Source organism: Carboxylicivirga longa (genome assembly GCF_050589825.1).
GTDB classification, from domain to species: Bacteria; Bacteroidota; Bacteroidia; order Bacteroidales; family Marinilabiliaceae; genus Carboxylicivirga; species Carboxylicivirga longa.
The window spans coordinates 268,529-283,887 of sequence record NZ_JBNGOZ010000004.1 but is presented as its reverse complement, the minus strand read 5'-3'; the positions used below and the strand labels follow the sequence as shown (position 1 = coordinate 283,887).

General features: G+C 42.6%; 16 protein-coding genes and 1 pseudogene. 13 read left to right on the top strand and 4 right to left on the bottom strand.

All coding sequences use genetic code 11. The features are described 5' to 3' along the window. Positions 1-80: 80 nt before the first annotated feature. The 3 genes from ACRD7A_RS05515 to ACRD7A_RS05505 form a co-directional block, all read right to left on the bottom strand. A complete protein-coding gene (locus tag ACRD7A_RS05515; RefSeq protein WP_430810133.1) occupies positions 81-536 on the bottom strand; it encodes a DUF5675 family protein in 456 nt (151 codons plus the stop codon). 274 nt (positions 537-810) lie between these two features. Further along, positions 811-1,302, bottom strand: a complete 492-nt coding sequence (locus ACRD7A_RS05510; protein WP_430810132.1) for a hypothetical protein — start codon at positions 1,300-1,302, stop codon at positions 811-813. Positions 1,303-1,750: 448 nt separating this feature from the next. Continuing rightward, on the bottom strand, positions 1,751-1,948 hold the full coding sequence (locus ACRD7A_RS05505) for a hypothetical protein (protein WP_430810131.1): 198 nt from the start codon (positions 1,946-1,948) through the stop codon (positions 1,751-1,753). Here ACRD7A_RS05505 and ACRD7A_RS05500 point away from each other — a divergent pair. After that, a complete protein-coding gene (locus ACRD7A_RS05500; RefSeq protein ID WP_430810130.1) occupies positions 1,930-2,142 on the top strand; it encodes a hypothetical protein in 213 nt (70 codons plus the stop codon). The genes ACRD7A_RS05505 and ACRD7A_RS05500 overlap by 19 nt on opposite strands. Positions 2,143-2,173: 31 nt before the next feature. Here ACRD7A_RS05500 and ACRD7A_RS05495 read toward each other — a convergent pair whose 3' ends face one another. Continuing rightward, positions 2,174-2,929 (bottom strand): hypothetical protein, encoded by a 756-nt coding sequence (locus ACRD7A_RS05495; protein WP_430810129.1) that lies wholly within the window; start codon positions 2,927-2,929, stop codon positions 2,174-2,176. Positions 2,930-3,233: 304 nt separating this feature from the next. On the opposite strand from ACRD7A_RS05495, the gene ACRD7A_RS05490 reads away from it, so the two are divergent. The 12 genes and pseudogenes from ACRD7A_RS05490 (at position 3,234) to ACRD7A_RS05435 (ending at position 15,344) form a co-directional block, all read left to right on the top strand. Further along, on the top strand, positions 3,234-4,784 hold the full coding sequence (locus ACRD7A_RS05490; RefSeq protein WP_430810128.1) for a Fic family protein: 1,551 nt from the start codon (positions 3,234-3,236) through the stop codon (positions 4,782-4,784). 11 nt (positions 4,785-4,795) lie between these two features. Then, positions 4,796-4,999, top strand: a complete 204-nt coding sequence (locus tag ACRD7A_RS05485) for a hypothetical protein (RefSeq protein ID WP_430810127.1) — start codon at positions 4,796-4,798, stop codon at positions 4,997-4,999. A 778-nt stretch (positions 5,000-5,777) separates the two neighbouring features. Further along, positions 5,778-6,347, top strand: a pseudogene (locus ACRD7A_RS05480) (IS1595 family transposase); the annotation flags it as partial. Positions 6,348-6,850: 503 nt separating this feature from the next. Next, positions 6,851-7,666: an IclR family transcriptional regulator gene (locus ACRD7A_RS05475; protein ID WP_430810126.1), complete on the top strand. Its 816-nt coding sequence runs from the start codon at positions 6,851-6,853 to the stop codon at positions 7,664-7,666. 104 nt (positions 7,667-7,770) lie between these two features. Continuing rightward, the gene (locus ACRD7A_RS05470; RefSeq protein ID WP_430810125.1) at positions 7,771-9,444 is read left to right on the top strand and encodes a hypothetical protein; all 1,674 of its coding nucleotides are present in this window, start codon (positions 7,771-7,773) and stop codon (positions 9,442-9,444) included. Between the two features lie 11 nt (positions 9,445-9,455). Then, positions 9,456-10,580, top strand: coding sequence for a chorismate transformation FkbO/Hyg5 family protein (locus ACRD7A_RS05465; protein ID WP_430810124.1), 1,125 nt, complete (start codon positions 9,456-9,458; stop codon positions 10,578-10,580). 45 nt (positions 10,581-10,625) lie between these two features. Continuing rightward, positions 10,626-11,327 (top strand): cupin domain-containing protein, encoded by a 702-nt coding sequence (locus ACRD7A_RS05460; RefSeq protein ID WP_430810123.1) that lies wholly within the window; start codon positions 10,626-10,628, stop codon positions 11,325-11,327. Positions 11,328-11,413: 86 nt separating this feature from the next. Then, positions 11,414-11,728, top strand: coding sequence for a hypothetical protein (locus ACRD7A_RS05455; protein ID WP_430810122.1), 315 nt, complete (start codon positions 11,414-11,416; stop codon positions 11,726-11,728). Positions 11,729-11,772: 44 nt separating this feature from the next. Next, positions 11,773-12,798, top strand: a complete 1,026-nt coding sequence (locus ACRD7A_RS05450; protein ID WP_430810121.1) for a dihydroxyacetone kinase subunit DhaK — start codon at positions 11,773-11,775, stop codon at positions 12,796-12,798. A 15-nt stretch (positions 12,799-12,813) separates the two neighbouring features. Then, positions 12,814-13,428 carry a DAK2 domain-containing protein gene (locus ACRD7A_RS05445; protein WP_430810120.1) on the top strand — a complete coding sequence of 205 codons (615 nt, stop codon included), beginning with the start codon at positions 12,814-12,816 and terminating at the stop codon, positions 13,426-13,428. A gap of 33 nt (positions 13,429-13,461) precedes the next feature. Beyond that, positions 13,462-14,331, top strand: coding sequence for a 3-hydroxy-5-phosphonooxypentane-2,4-dione thiolase (gene lsrF / locus ACRD7A_RS05440; RefSeq protein WP_430810119.1), 870 nt, complete (start codon positions 13,462-13,464; stop codon positions 14,329-14,331). Positions 14,332-14,453: 122 nt separating this feature from the next. Further along, on the top strand, positions 14,454-15,344 hold the full coding sequence (locus tag ACRD7A_RS05435; protein ID WP_430810118.1) for a beta-propeller domain-containing protein: 891 nt from the start codon (positions 14,454-14,456) through the stop codon (positions 15,342-15,344). The last annotated feature ends 15 nt before the right edge of the window (positions 15,345-15,359 follow it).

Here is a 15,359-nt window from a genome sequence, read left to right as displayed (position 1 = left end):
CACTCATAATGATTCTAAGATATATAATTTAGAGCCATATATCTTAACTTACTGTCCTTACAAATGTAGCAGGTTCATCCCTAGCACCTGACAACTACCTCCAAAAACACCTCATCCCCCCTCAAAATTGCATCCCTTACAAACGGATAAATGCGATTATATGCCACCGTGCTATTACCAATGAAGCCATCTGTAACCTGGTTATTATTAGCTGTATCACCAACAAGCAAACAACCGGCCGTATCATCATCATCATTGCCCTTATGAATCAAAATATCGGTAAAGCCGGGCACATTCATAATCTGCAACATCCCCTTATGAAATTCAGAACCATAGCGCTTTAGGTAACGCCAATGGTGGCCACCATAGCTACGCAACTCCACCCGATACCTACCGGCCGGGATCCGCGTTTCACCCATCACCTTAATGGTTCGGTGCTCATCCTCCAATGTATAACAAGCAAATGCACCATCAATAAACAGCAGCCCTAATGTACTCTCCCCGGAACCACTATACCTTACAACCTTCAAATCCATCGCCATAATTTTTACGCATCCCTCAAACCTATTCTCCCCTTGGGCGGTCATCGAGCGCAGCCGAGATGAAAATGCCGAAGGCAGAGGGGGAACCATCATCCCACTCATAGCATTACTCACCTCCCCAATTCCACTCCTCAACCCATTTCTCAATTCACCAATTTTTCAATTCCCCAGTTTTTCAACTCTTCAACTCCTAAACCCTTCAACTCTTCAACTAATCAACTCCTTCCTCACCCCTATCCCCTAAGAGCTAACACCTACTAGCTAATACCTAAGAGCTAACACCTTCTCCCTTTTTCCTACTCATCATTTCACTCACCAGCGGCGCCACATTCTTAACCGCCCGTTCACCAAACAAAAAGCCCAGCACCAGGAAGTTAATGATCCAAAAAGCCGACTCCAGCTTCTCATTGCCCTTCAATGACCAGTTACCGGCAAACACCATGTAATCCATGTACGCCACAAAGTAACCCCACAAAGGCCGCTGCGCACCCCGCATAAACAGCACCATCTTACCCAACCAACCCGATTGATGCAAATCTTTAGCCGTTCCCTCCAGGTCTTTAATACGTTGATTAAATTCCTGCTCAGCCTCCAGCGATAATTTCACAGCCTCCAGTTCATGACGGTGCCGTAACTCCAATAGCTCTGTTTTGAGCTGTTGCTTTTCAACCCCTGTTGTTACAAACCGGTCGATGAGATCACCCACATCCTTAAAAACACCATTACCCAACAAGGACTGAATCTTTCCTAAGAATTTCATTATTCAACGATTCCTTATAATTCGCTTTTATTAGCTTGCTTCGCAATCAAAAAAAGAGCTCTTGAATTGCATAACCCAAGAGCCCATCAACACACACCGGAACAACAGCCTCTGCTGCCCAACCAAAAAATTTCATCACAACCGCAGCCCTCAACTTATCAATCCCTTCACCAACTCACCAGTTTCCCAATTCAACACAGTAAACCCTTCAACCCATTTCTCAATTCACCAGTTTCCCAACATTTAACCAAGCTGTCAATCATCTCACTACTCATCACTCACCTCCTCAACTCCACTTCTCAACCCTTCAACTCCTCAACTCCTCAACTATCCCCCAAATCATAAATCCAACATCCCCAGTTCATCTGTTTCTCAATTCACCAATTTTTCAACGCTTCAACTCTTCAACTCTTCAACTAATCCCTAAGAACTAACAGCTAACACCTATCTACTGCCTATCCTTCGAATGATTTTTCATGAAATACTTCAGCAGGCACGAAACACCAAAACTAACCACCGTACCCAGAAAGGCATAAAAGATCGTCTCAATAGCCCCTTCAAACGAAATGCCGTTCAGCACACTTATCGCCGTACCACCAAAAAATCCCACACGTCCACTACTATTCAATGAAGCCTCACTCATCATCACCTAATTTTAACCATGCTGCTAATCTATTCTCCCCTTGGGCGGCCATCGAGCTCAGCCGAGATAAAAATGCCGAAGGCACAGCTGTAAACCTATTCTCCCCTTGGGGAGATGCCGAAGGCAGAGGGGGAACCATCATGCCACCCATTACTCACCTTGCATCATCTCCCTTCTACCTCCTGCCTAACACCTAAGAACTAACACCTACTAGCTACCTGCTAACACCTAAACCCGATCCACCTCCACAATCGCCATTGGATTGTGAGTTTTGGTTTGTAAAGGATACATACTGCCATTAACCAGCTGGTGATATTCTACGCCAACCACGATAAACACCGGATGAGGTGAATCGGCAGAAATAGCACTGTTCATGCTTACCGCCTCTTGCTCCAAAGCCGTCAGGTCAATATCAACACTATCCACCACATCCACTTCGTAGCTCTGATTGCCAAAATCAACCGCTGCCGTTGCCAGAATAAAACGCACATGCGTAGCACCTTCCACCTGTGGCACCTCTTCACTCGGATTGAACGCATCAATAGCCAGCTGCGTAGTACCGGCGGCCCGATCAAAAGCAACTGTGTGGCTCAGTTTCAAGATTGTTTCCAGCGGAGCAGCCGCATTAAACTCAAAACCTTTCAGTAAGGATAGGTTACCATCCTGCACTGTGCGCTCGCCGCGCCTGTTAGTCGCATCAGCCTGTATCGCTTTCAGCATAGCGGCCGCCAAACGGTTCGAAACCTTTTTGTCGGCTCCCCGCGCCAACACCTCATTCAGAGCATTGCGCAATTCTTTACCGGCCTTACCGGCACGGCCAAACTCAGAACCGTTCTCTCTTGTCCTGGCGTAGGCCGGATCCTTCTTGATACGATCTGCATCAACCCCGCCTTTTTCGCGGGCCAGGTACTGACCACCGCTTCTGTAGAATGACAAATCACCAACTCGCCCTTCCAGCTTAATTACTCCTTTTTGCCTTGCCATATTATTAAATTTTATGGGTTAATAGGCACAAAGTACAATCCCATGCATGGCATTACAAATATAGGTGACCGCCTTGTCCGGGCAAGGTTATTTTTGTCCGTAAAAAGTCCATTTATACACTATCTTAAGCTACACCCTGCCTACCTTAAAGTACGGGTCAAGTAGTGATATAGTAGTAAAGAAACGATATTTACTTCATCTACCACGTACCTGTTTTTCTTGTTAAGAGGTAAAAAATACCCATTTTTTATGCATTATACCCATTTATCCTGTATATTTGAATACCTATTATTCGTATATAAGCATGAAAGATAACCATTTTTCACAAAGAATAACCGTTTTTCACGGACGCACAACGCCCGAAGAAGGCTATATCGTTGGCTATGGAGCCATCATCCATACCTTGTCATTGCCCGTGCCCCTGCCGGCCAAACTGGCATTGATAAGCACTAAAAACCGGCGCTATGAAACAGACGGATGGCAGGTCTTCACCCCCAAGCACCAACCCGAAGACACCCTCTACAAACACCTGGTCTTCGCCATTAAATATGAAGGCATCAACTTACTATTTTTTAAATACCTGTTCCACACCTTAACAAGCGATGAGGTGAAAGAACTCCTGGCCATTGAACCCACCGGCCAATACAGTCGTAAAATATGGTTTCTCTTTGAATGGCTCACCGGAACCACCCTGGATATCCCCAACCTGGGTGTAAAGAACTTTGTGCCCCTGCTGGATGATAAACTGCAATTTGCCATTGAGGGGCAACGTTCATCGCGTCACCGCATCATCAACAACCTGCCGGGCACTCCCGACTTTTGCCCGCTCATCTTTAAAACACCCAAACTACAAGCACACATCGAATCGAAGCTCTCTGATACGCAAAATAACTACCTGAATGCTATTCATAAGGATGTACTGCAGCGAGCCGCTTCTTTTCTCCTGCTAAAAGATTCCAAAGCCTCCTTTACCATCGAGGGAGAAAACCCCGGCATCAACCGCGCCCTGCGTTGGGGGAAAGCCATCGGGCAGGCCGGCACCAAGGAATTAAGTATTGACGAGCTGATTCGCCTGCAACAACTCGTTATTGAAAGTAAACGTTTTACACAGATGGGGCTGCGCCGTCAAGGCGGTTTTGTTGGCGAACACGACCGAATGAGTGGCGAACCGATGCCCGATCATATCTCGGCCCGGTGGCAGGATCTGGAACCACTCATGCAGGGCCTTATCGATACTTATAAGTTATTGGAATCATCGGGCTTTGATGCGGTATTGGCAGCCACCGGCATCGCCTTTGGTTTTGTCTTTATCCACCCCTTTGTGGATGGTAACGGACGGATTCACCGTTACCTAATCCACCATATTCTTGCCAAGATGAGATTCTCCCAACAAGGAATTATCTTCCCGGTTTCTGCGTCCATCCTCAACCGTATCGATGATTACCGCCTTGTACTGGAAGATTACTCACACCCCATCCTTGACTTTATTGAATGGAAAACCACTGAAGACAACAATATAGAAGTAACGAACCAAACCATCGATTACTACCGCTATTTTGATGCCACAGCCCAGGCTGAATTTCTATACGATTGTGTGGTCGATACCATTGATAAGGTTATTCCGGCTGAAGTCAGTTATCTGCAACATTACGACACCTTTAAACGCTACATAGACAACACCCTGGAAATGCCGGATAAATTAGTCGCAACCCTGGTCCGCTTCCTGGAGCAGAACAATGGCCGGCTCTCAAAACGGGCACGTTCTAAAGAATTCAAAGCCCTTACCGAAGATGAAATCACGGAGATTGAATCAAACTATCAAACGATATTCATGAATAATGAAGTGAATACGTAAAACCTGAGGAAATGAAAAGCACTCTTACAAGATTATGCATCTACCCCAAAGATGTGCAACGCATCACAGGCCGAAGTGAAAAAACCAGCCGTCGCTTATTACAGCATATCAAGCGCAAACTTGGCAAAACCAATCACCAGTTTATTACCATCGATGAGTTTGCCTCCCACACAGGCATTAAAGAAGAACTTGTGAAGCAATACCTCACCGATTAGAAGCCGGTTTTTCACCCATCTAACAGGCTTCTTGTCATCCTACCCCATTAAATTTACACCACTTCCAACAGCCTGCATCATCCGTTTTTCAATCAAACAACATCAATACACCTTAAACATCACTAACCTCCATGCGCTAAACAATCTAAGAAACATACACCCTGCTTAAAGACCTGGCTCAATTTGTGATACTTTACTTTCTTTTTATTGACTCCAAATTACACATTTCTGTATCTTTGTATCTGTCGAAGGACAACAAACAGAATCAGATCACTTCATATTTTTTGTGACCTATTAAGTGACCTCATAAAAATTCTTAGTTTGTAACTTACTGGACTGTAAACGATTTGCAAAAATGATATTGTTCCCGCCGGGATCACATTCAACACCATCAAAAAAACACAAAAGCCTGTATATTGTTTGATCTACAGGCTTTTGTGTTTTTATCCATTTCGGAACAAATCAATAAAAAGCAGATCAGGAGCAAATTCTGGATCTAAGCATAAAGGCCGCCCTCATGAAGTTGCTGCCTTCCATTCTACCGGCATATAAGCGCTTTGCCATTAAGGCCTGCCGCGATATCAGTTTTGAATTTCAGAAAGATGGCTACGAGGTGATTCACCGCTACAGCAAACATAGCTTCCACATAACGCCGGGACACAAAACACCCAAGACCATCTGCCTCGACGACCTTGGGGCTGAATCCAATATCAAACACTTTGGATCCGAGTGCAACGTCATGGCCGAAGTCATTCTTAGCCGCTACGATCTCTTTATCTCAGCTCGCCTGTTCATGCACAAGGTAAGAGAGGCAATGAAATCCAGTGGTAATAACCCAATGAGCGGCAATGTGCATGTCGACATGTTTGTTGTTGATGGCAAAGAAGAAGGAAAAGTTGGGCGTAGCTATCACAGAAAGAAAAAGAAAGCCGCTTGCGCAGTGGAACTTACTGATGATGGCAAAGTTAAGAGAATGTATTCCATAAAAATTGACAATTATTCTTCCAGAGAGCTTAAGCGACTTTTTAATTTACATATCTCAGAAGAAGCCTGCGTGACAACTGACTGCTGGAGGGGTTACCGTCCAATAAAGAAAGACTACAATATTGAACAGGTCGAAAGCATGGGCAGAATAAACTTTAAAGCCTTGCATACAATGATACATCAGGTTAAATCATGGCTGAGAACAACATGCGCGTGGGTGAGCGATTCTCACATTGACAAATACTTTAATGAATTCTGTTATCGCATCAATCGTTCCCAAATGAAGGCCAATATTTTTAATAGCCTAATTCGAAGAATGGTGGACGCTGAAAAGTTTTATCATCAAGATTTAATATGCACCTAACTACCGACCTCTATAAATAGATTTCACCCTTTCACAAACATTGCATATATGCAACATGGCGCAATGCTATTTATCAAGTTTATAAATTGAATAAACCCAACGGCTCCACATTCATAAAAATAACATCCCCGCCCTCTCTATTCTCATTTCCATCTTAAATCATTAATTAGCATGGCCTCTGAAATTATCCGCTCTATTCGAAACAAATGGTATTACTACTGCTTTTGTTGTCCACTTGTTCCCGTGCTGGTTTGACGACTATTCTCTACTAACAAATCATTTCCTGAACCAGAAATAATTTTCAATTCATAAACGATAATCAGCGATGGCATGCCTTTAGAATTTCCCTAGTTCCAGTCAAACTTTATAAGCCGCCTATTTTTGATGCCATTATTAACTGCTGCAAATCAAAATGATTTAAAAAAGACAAACGATTGCGCATTTTCTCAAATTCTTTCTTATTTTTGGCCAAGTGAGTTCATCTATAAAACTACAATCCATATATGAAACAACATAACCAGGTAAAAGAGGAGGAAAAGAACTATTCCGTTCCTAACTTAGAAAGGGCCCTAAGTATTATTGAGCTACTCATCAACCACCAACAAGGATTAACCTTAGCTGAAATGCAGGAAAAAACAGGTTTCCCCAAAAGCTCACTTTTTAGAATTACACAAACTTTAGCCGATCGCGAATACCTTGTCAAAAGTGAGTCGCCAGTGCACTTTACCTTATCAAAAAAGTTTCTTCATATTGGTTTATCCACTCTTTCTGAATCTAGCTTAATTGAGAACAGTTTGCCTGTTATGCGCGAAATCAGAGATTCACTGAAGGAAACAGTTCTTCTAGGCTCACTTATTGAAGGTGAAGGTGTTTTGCTCGAACAGGTATTGGGGCTTCACCCGTTTACATTTATGTTACAGCCTGGTAAACGTTTTAACCTGCACGCTTCAGCTCCCGGAAAATCCATAATTGCATTTATGCCTGTGCATGAACAAGAGGAAATCATTAGTGCGATGCGTTTTGAGAAATTCAATGAAAATACCATAACGTCAAAAGAAAGGTATAAAACAGAGCTGAAACTTGTTCAAGAGAAAGGATACAGTTTTGATCATGCCGAGGAGTTGCAAGGTGTTCACTGTGTAGGTGCTCCAATCTTTAACCAATACGGCTATCCAATAGCAGCTATATGGATTACAGCGCCTTCGGCACGCCTTCCCTTTAATGACTTCGATAGCACTGGTTGTATATTAAAAGAAGCCGGTTTGGCTATTTCCAGAAAATGGGGGTTCAACAAGCAAAAAAACACATTACAGGCATGAAAACCGTTCGTATCACATTTTTTTTGATGGTAATTTTGTTCTTAGGCAGTGGTTTAAATATCTCTCACGCCACGTCTAATAAACAACCCTTATCAACTACCGCAATGGCTTTTGATAAAAGTGGTGAAAACATCTTTCTGGTTCAAAAAACAGCTAAACGAGTTGATTTAGTTTCCAGAAAAGATGCTCAAATAATATATCAGTGGCATTTTACCAATGAACCCACAGGTATTGTTGTTAATGCCAATAAAGCCTACATCACCAGCTCTTATGGAAATGGTCTTGTATCGGTAATTAATATTATTACAAAAGAAGTAACAGCAGAAATAGAAGTTCCTATGGGAGCCATCAGTCCCGTGTTAAATACCGATGGCACAATACTTTATGTATGTTGTCAATTCGACAATACTTTAGTGGAGATTGATCTCACTACCAATTCAGTAAAGCGTGAAGTTAAACTATTACGCGAACCCAAAGGAGCTGTACTAAGTGCAGACGGCGATTTTGTGTATGTCACCAATTTTTTGCCCAACCAACGTGCAGATTTAGAAGTAGTCGCATCAAAGGTATCGGTAGTCAATACACGAACCATGAAACGCATTAAAGATATTCAGTTAGCTAATGGCAGTAATGCCTTACGCGGAATCTGTTTATCGCCAGACGGTAAATATGTGTTTATTACACATAACCTGGGCCGTTTTCAGGTGCCAACCACGCAATTGCAACAGGGCTGGATGAATACCAGCGGAATGAGTATTATTAATACATCATCGCAGGCATATATGGGCACGGTAATCTTAGACGAACCAGAATCAGGAGCTGCAGGTATCTGGGAAGTAGCTTGTGATGAAGAAACAATGGTTATCAGCCATTCCGGAACGCATGATATCAGTGTAATCAATTACCCTGAGCTAATTCAAAGATTTGAGAACACAGACAACAAAGAAGAATTATCGTACGACTTGCGTTTTCTTTCAGGCATCCGCAAACGCATACCGATTGAGGGCAATGGACCTCGGGCATTGCTATTGGATACAAAAAAGGTAATTGTAGCATCGTATTTTTCTGACCAGCTTAATATTATTAACCTAAACAACCATAGCAACACAGTATTCGCCCTCAATCCTAATTATACCGAGTCACTTGAGCGTAAAGGAGAACGAATTTTTAACGATGCCTCTCATTGCTTTCAAGGCTGGCAGTCATGTAACGGTTGTCACCCCGGGGATGCCCGCACGGATGGTATGAACTGGGATTTATTAAACGATGGCATTGGTAACTCTAAGAATTGTAAGAGCCTTTTACTTTCTCACCAAACGCCACCAGCTATGATTTCCGGAATCAGGCCTGATGCAGAAACAGCAGTTCGAGCAGGATTTAAACACATCCAGTTTGCCGAAGTGAGTGAAGAAGATGCTCAAGCCGTTGATGCCTACCTGAAATCGTTGCAACCACTGCCAAGCCCTTACCTGATCAACGGAAAGTTAAGTAATAAAGCAGAACGGGGTAAAAAAGTATTTCAAAAGGCGGGCTGCAATTATTGTCACAGCGGGCCTTTCTACACCGACCTCAGTAAACACAAAATTGGCCCCATTGAATTTGAGAATGGATGGGATACAACAACTCTCAGAGAAGTTTGGCGAACAGCGCCTTATTTATTCGATGGTCGAGCCGAATCCATTGAGGTTTTAATCATGGACATGAAGCATGGGTTGGAAGGTCGTAAACTTAAAAAGAAAGAACTGGAAGATTTGGTCGAATACATTAAATCTCTATAAAACAATAAATAATGTTTATATCAAACTATCATATACTAAAGGCTAAAGCAAAAGCAGACGTTGCAGAAATGTTCAATAGCTGCATTTCGCAGCTGTCGACCAAAGAACCGGTTGTGCGCTTATCTGTTTTTTGGGCGCCGAATGATAACTGCTGCTATGAAAATGATAAAAAACTAATGCTGGCAGCCATTGCTCAAAAGTTTGAAACTAATCATCCGGCCGTTAGTTTTATTGCTCAAAAACCATTGGATACAGCAATGGCCGTTGAAGTCGTTCAGGTGACCGATAACAAAGAGCTAAAAATTGATTACCTGGATTATCATGGTCTGCATTATGTAAAAGCATCTACATCCAATTACAGTGAACTTCATATTTCAGGACTTTCGGCCTCGCTACAATTACCGGTCAGAACCCAAAGCCATGATATATTCAACACTCTGTCTGCTATTCTAGAAAAAGAAGAGATGAGCATCAATTCCATAGTTCGCCAATGGAATTACATTGAGCGAATCACCGATATGGATGGCAAGTACCAGCGTTACCAGTTATTTAACGATGAGCGGACTTCATTTTATGAGAAAACAGATTGGCCCAAAGGTTATCCGGCAGCTACGGGTATCGGCACACAATTCGGTGGTATCATAGTGGATTGTATAGCCGTTTCAGGCCAGTTTAAAGAGTTGCCATTGGCCAATCCGCTTCAAACGGATGCCCATGTCTATACTCAGGATGTGCTCATTGGGGCTGAAGATGAAGTAAGAAAAATAAAAACCACACCCAAGTTCGAACGTGCCAAATTTATTGGAAATGATAACTGTGCTGCTATCTATGTGTCGGGTACAGCGGCTATCAGAGGAGAAGAAAGCCTTGGCATAGGCCAGCCGGCTGAACAAACAGATGTTACTTTAGAAAACATCGCTCAACTAATGAAGCATCAAAATCTATCAGAAATTTTTGATGTAGAGAGTAAACCTGAAATACTGCGTGTATATATCAAGCAGGCTGAAGATTTTGATACAATTCAACAAGCCTGCCTAAAGCATCATGCTGATATACCGGTAAGTTACTTGCTTTCCAATATATGTCGCGATGAACTATTAGTAGAAATTGAAGCTGTTGCTTCTTGCTCTATATAAATGAAGTCAAAAACAATCAGAACAATCTATAAAAAGCAAAATAGAATGAAGAGAAGAGAGGTGCTAAAAATGGCCACATTAGGTACGGCCGGCGCAGTGGCTGTTGGTGTTACCAGTTGTTGCTCGTCTGCAAATGAAAATGAAACGACAAAAACCAGTAAAATGCTTAGAAAGTACACAAACGACGATTTTTATGTAAATGGCAAACTGAGCCCGGAAAAAACACTACAAGCCTACAAAGAACTATTTGTACATTATAACTATCCGATTAATGAGTTTTTATTAAATAACATATTCATTACAGACTTTGAACTAGGTGATTTTGCCAACGCTGGTATGGCCGGTATTTTTTGGTACAACGATGCAACACATAGCTACTTCGCCCATGAAATTTTCTTGTTACCGGGCCAAATGATTGTTGAACACCGTCATGTAGCCACTGAGCATCCTGCAAAAATGGAATCATGGCACGTGCGTCACGGAGCAGTTTTTACGTTTGGCGAAGGTGATGAAACACCAAACAATCCTAAAACGCCTGAAAGTCAAAAGGATTTCATTACCGTAAATAACGCTATGGAATTAAAAGCGAACGGCATTAATACGCTCAACAGAGCTGAAGCAGCACACTTTATGATTGCCAGCGACCAGGGAGCTATTGTGTCAGAATATGCCAACTATCATGATGGCAATGGCTTGCGCTTTACCAACCCGAATGTTGTATTTACTGATATCTTGGGTAACATATAAAAAATTAAGAGCGGAGCATGAAGCTGTTGCAGCAGCCAATCCCCGCTCTTGATAACACATATATTAATCGCATAAACGTGTTTTAAATGAGAGAACTAGATCACATTGGAATCCCAACACAAGTAATTCAGCCAGATGAAATTTATCTGGAAGGTGCTAAAGTTTTTGTTACTGACTACTCTAAAAACTCTAACAAAATTGAGTGGCTCAGGTTTGAAGATGATTCACCATTTCCTGAACTAATTCAATCAACTGCGCACATCGCCTACCGGGTAGACGATTTAAAAGCTCAAATGGAAGGGAAAAAAGTACTGGTAGAACCATTCGCAGCCGACGAAAGCCTAACAATCGCTTTTATTGAAGAAGAAGGTGCTCCTATCGAATTAATGCAGTTCGCATAATCGCTCCTCTTATCCCTTAATTACAAACTACAAATTTAGAAACTATGTCAGAAATTACAACGCCGATAAATAAATTTATCAATAGCCCAGAAAATATTACAAAAGAGTTACTTGAAGGTTATGTGATGGCCTATAAAGATAAAGTAGCTTTATCCGCAGAAAACACTATTGTAAGAGCCAATGCCAAGTCTGATGACAAAGTAGCTATTGTTACTTTGGGCGGTGCCGGTCACGAGCCTGCATTAAGCGGCTTTGTAGGTGAAGGCATGCTCGACTGCTCGGTGGTAGGTGATATTTTTGCCGCCCCAGGGGCACCGCGCGTATTGGAAGCCCTAAAACAATTCAATCGCGAAGCCGGAATTCTTATGGTCGTTCTTAACCACGCGGGTGATGTAATGAGTGCGAATATGGCCATGCAGTTAGCCGAACGTTTAAACATAAGAATAAAAATATTACTCACTCACGAAGACATCAGCGCAGGTCTGGATACGCCAGATGAAGAGCGCCGAGGACTCGCAGGTTGTGTGCCGTTGTATAAAATTGTGGGAGCAGCTGCCGAAGAAGGCAAATCATTGGAAGAAATTTATGAAATCGGTGAACGCTTTAACAAACAAATGGCTACACTGGCTGTTGCGATGAAAGCTTGTACTCATCCTCAGAATGGCGCTGTAATTGCCGAACTTCCTGAAGGCGAAATGGAAATTGGCATGGGTCAGCACGGCGAAGGCGGTGGCGGTCGTATGCCATTGGTTAGTGCCGATGATACGGCTGAGCGCATGATTACGCCTTTAATGAAAAAATTACAGCTTGCCAAAAGCGATAAAGTACTGTTATACATCAACGGTGTTGGGGCTACAACACATATGGAAATGAGTATTGTATTCCGCAAGGCCTGTCAAATTATTGAGGCAGCCGGTTGTGAGGTCGCTGATGGTAAAATCACTGAAATCCTAACTGTTCAGGAACAATCAGGTTTCCAAATGATTTTGGCGAAACTGGATGACGACCACATTGAATATTTGAAAAACCGTGCTTCTGATGCACCATATTGGACTGTACTGCCTAAATAATAAGGATACTCAGCAATGGAAAAACTAACAATCGATACTTTTAAATCAATGGTAAACAACGCGCTCCAAAACATTACGGACCGTGCTGATGAGCTCTCTAAACTGGATGCAATTGCCGGTGATGGCGACCATGGAACAGCCATTGTTGCGGCTTTAAACGCTGTTAAAAAAGCAAGTGAAAGCGGAAAGGAGTTTAAAGCCATGCTAACCGATATGGCTTTTAGTGCCATGCAGGAAGCTTGTGGCTCCACCAGCACACTGATTGGTGCTTTCTTTTTAGGTTTAAGCGATGGTGCCGAAGGAGCCGAATTGGAGGCAAGTCAAGTAAAAACCATGTTTGCTGCAGGCCTAACCAATGTTCAAAAACAAACACAAGCCAAAGTAGGTGACAAAACTATGATGGATGCTTTAATTCCTGCCGTAAAAAGTATTCAGGCTGCCGAAGGGGACGTAAAAGCGATAATTGAATCCGGTGCTAAGGCGGCGCAGGAAGGTGCTAAAAAAACTGTTGATATGCAGGCTGCTTTCGGACGTGCCCGTAATCTGGGAGAAAGATCTATCGGACATGCTGATCCAGGTGCAACTTCGTGGGCATGTATGTTTGCGTCTTTTGCTGAAACTTTGGCTTAATTCATTATCAATAAAAATAAAATACAAAAATAGATGGCAGATTTAGATGATTTAAGAGAAGGTTCAAACTTTGGGATTGGTAAACCGGTAGAAAACCAGGCATTTTATCTGAAAGGAAGCGATAACCTTTCTTGGGGTATGAAAGATCGTTTGGCGCGCATTTTTCGTCCAGATACAGGACGTACCGTAATGCTAGCTTTTGATCACGGCTTTATAATGGGTCCTACCTCGGGATTAGAGCGAATCGATTTAAATATAGTTCCCCTAATTAAATATGCTGACTGTTTGATGGGCGCGCGCGGAATCATTCGTTCCAGTATTCCTGCCAATTCAAACAAGGCAATCTGCTTGCGTTCTGATGCCGGAACATCGATCCTGACAGAACTTAATCACAATGTAGTTATTGACGTTAAAGATGCCGTTCGCATGAATGCGTCAGCCATTGCGGTCATGGCTTCAATTGGTGATGCAGCTACCGAAGCAACAACAGTTGCCAATATTTGTCGTGCTGTTGATGCGGGTCAGGAATATGGAATTCCGGTTATGGGAGTTACAGCAGTAGGAAAAGATATGGCCCGTGATGCCCGCTATTTTAGCCTGGCCTCACGCATGTGTGCCGAAAATGGAGCCAATATCGTTAAAACCTACTATTGTGAAGGTTTCTCAAAGGTGATTGCTTCCTGTCCCGTTCCCGTTGTTATTGCAGGTGGTAAAAAACTTCCAGAACTGGAAGCCCTTGAATTATGCTACAATGCGATTAACGAAGGGGCTTTAGGCGTAGACATGGGACGCAATGTTTTTCAGTCCGATGCTCCGGCAGCCATGATTCAGGCAGTAAGCGCAGTCGTGCATGATGGATTAACACCTCAACAGGGACTGGAACTATTTAATGACTTAAAATAATCAGAAAAAGCTATTTAATATAGAAAAGTAACAGGCAGTGCAGAAGTGCGTTTGGGTGGTGCAATACTACACCACCCAAACACACATAATGATGCTAAATACTTTTTTAAAAGTTCGCTAAAATGATGAAAAACGGGATTATTCTTTTGGTAATTACAATCGCCCTTATGGCCTGTGAAACACAAAAAACAGGCATGTTAATGGCAGGTTCAGGCTGGAAGAAAATTGTTAAAACAGATAAGCAAGGAAATATCCTATGGCATCATCTTCTTGAGAAAGGACAAGAATGCAATGAAGTAACTGAACTTGAAAATGGTAATATTCTATATGCCCACCGAAGCGGAGCAAAAGTAATTACACCTGGTCATGAAGTTGTATGGCAATACACAGCTCCTGAAGGAACTGAATTACAATCTGCTTCGCTCACAGAGGATGGAAACTATTTGTTGGGTCAATGCGGTTGCCCGGCCCAGATAATGGAGTTTACGCCCGAAGGTGAAAAAATCAAAGAGGTGATTTTCGACACCGGAATTCAGAATCCTCATTCTCAATTTCGCCGTATACGCAAAACGAATCAAAACACTTATATCGTGCCAGTTTTAAAAACTGGTGAAATACATGAGTTGAATGAAAATGGGAAAATCTTAAAAACGATTAATGTGGGAAAAGCTCCTTTTTCAGTGGTTATTCTTGAAAATGATAACTGGCTGGTTTCGCTGGGTGATGCACATCGTCTGATTGAAATTAACCCGCTAACCAATGAAATACTGTGGGAAGTTAAGGAGAACGACATTGCAGGCGTCCCTTTACGTTTTGTAGCAGAAGCCATCCGTTTAGATAATGGAAATACTATTATTTGCAACTGGAGCGGACATGCCAAAGGTGATCAGCCTACTGCTTCGGTAGTAGAGATTAAACGCAATGCCCAAGTGGTTTGGAAACTGAAAGATAATGAACACTTAGGTCTTATCTCAACAATTTCTCCGGACTGGGGAATACAATTTAAGCGTTAGTTCACTTCCCGCCTT

What these genes read in the sequence shown, in the direction of transcription:
- ACRD7A_RS05490 (WP_430810128.1), top strand. Translation starts at nt 3,234, where the DNA reads ATGAAAGATAACCATTTTTCACAAAGAATAACCGTTTTTCACGGACGC.
- ACRD7A_RS05445 (WP_430810120.1), top strand. Translation starts at nt 12,814, where the DNA reads ATGGAAAAACTAACAATCGATACTTTTAAATCAATGGTAAACAACGCG.
- ACRD7A_RS05435 (WP_430810118.1), top strand. Translation starts at nt 14,454, where the DNA reads ATGATGAAAAACGGGATTATTCTTTTGGTAATTACAATCGCCCTTATG.
- ACRD7A_RS05470 (WP_430810125.1), top strand. Translation starts at nt 7,771, where the DNA reads ATGGCTTTTGATAAAAGTGGTGAAAACATCTTTCTGGTTCAAAAAACA.
- ACRD7A_RS05500 (WP_430810130.1), top strand. Translation starts at nt 1,930, where the DNA reads ATGAAGCCTCACTCATCATCACCTAATTTTAACCATGCTGCTAATCTA.
- ACRD7A_RS05515 (WP_430810133.1), bottom strand. Translation starts at nt 536, where the DNA reads ATGGATTTGAAGGTTGTAAGGTATAGTGGTTCCGGGGAGAGTACATTA.
- ACRD7A_RS05510 (WP_430810132.1), bottom strand. Translation starts at nt 1,302, where the DNA reads ATGAAATTCTTAGGAAAGATTCAGTCCTTGTTGGGTAATGGTGTTTTT.
- ACRD7A_RS05505 (WP_430810131.1), bottom strand. Translation starts at nt 1,948, where the DNA reads ATGATGAGTGAGGCTTCATTGAATAGTAGTGGACGTGTGGGATTTTTT.
- ACRD7A_RS05450 (WP_430810121.1), top strand. Translation starts at nt 11,773, where the DNA reads ATGTCAGAAATTACAACGCCGATAAATAAATTTATCAATAGCCCAGAA.
- ACRD7A_RS05485 (WP_430810127.1), top strand. Translation starts at nt 4,796, where the DNA reads ATGAAAAGCACTCTTACAAGATTATGCATCTACCCCAAAGATGTGCAA.
- ACRD7A_RS05455 (WP_430810122.1), top strand. Translation starts at nt 11,414, where the DNA reads ATGAGAGAACTAGATCACATTGGAATCCCAACACAAGTAATTCAGCCA.
- ACRD7A_RS05465 (WP_430810124.1), top strand. Translation starts at nt 9,456, where the DNA reads ATGTTTATATCAAACTATCATATACTAAAGGCTAAAGCAAAAGCAGAC.
- ACRD7A_RS05475 (WP_430810126.1), top strand. Translation starts at nt 6,851, where the DNA reads ATGAAACAACATAACCAGGTAAAAGAGGAGGAAAAGAACTATTCCGTT.
- ACRD7A_RS05460 (WP_430810123.1), top strand. Translation starts at nt 10,626, where the DNA reads ATGAAGAGAAGAGAGGTGCTAAAAATGGCCACATTAGGTACGGCCGGC.
- lsrF (WP_430810119.1), top strand. Translation starts at nt 13,462, where the DNA reads ATGGCAGATTTAGATGATTTAAGAGAAGGTTCAAACTTTGGGATTGGT.
- ACRD7A_RS05495 (WP_430810129.1), bottom strand. Translation starts at nt 2,929, where the DNA reads ATGGCAAGGCAAAAAGGAGTAATTAAGCTGGAAGGGCGAGTTGGTGAT.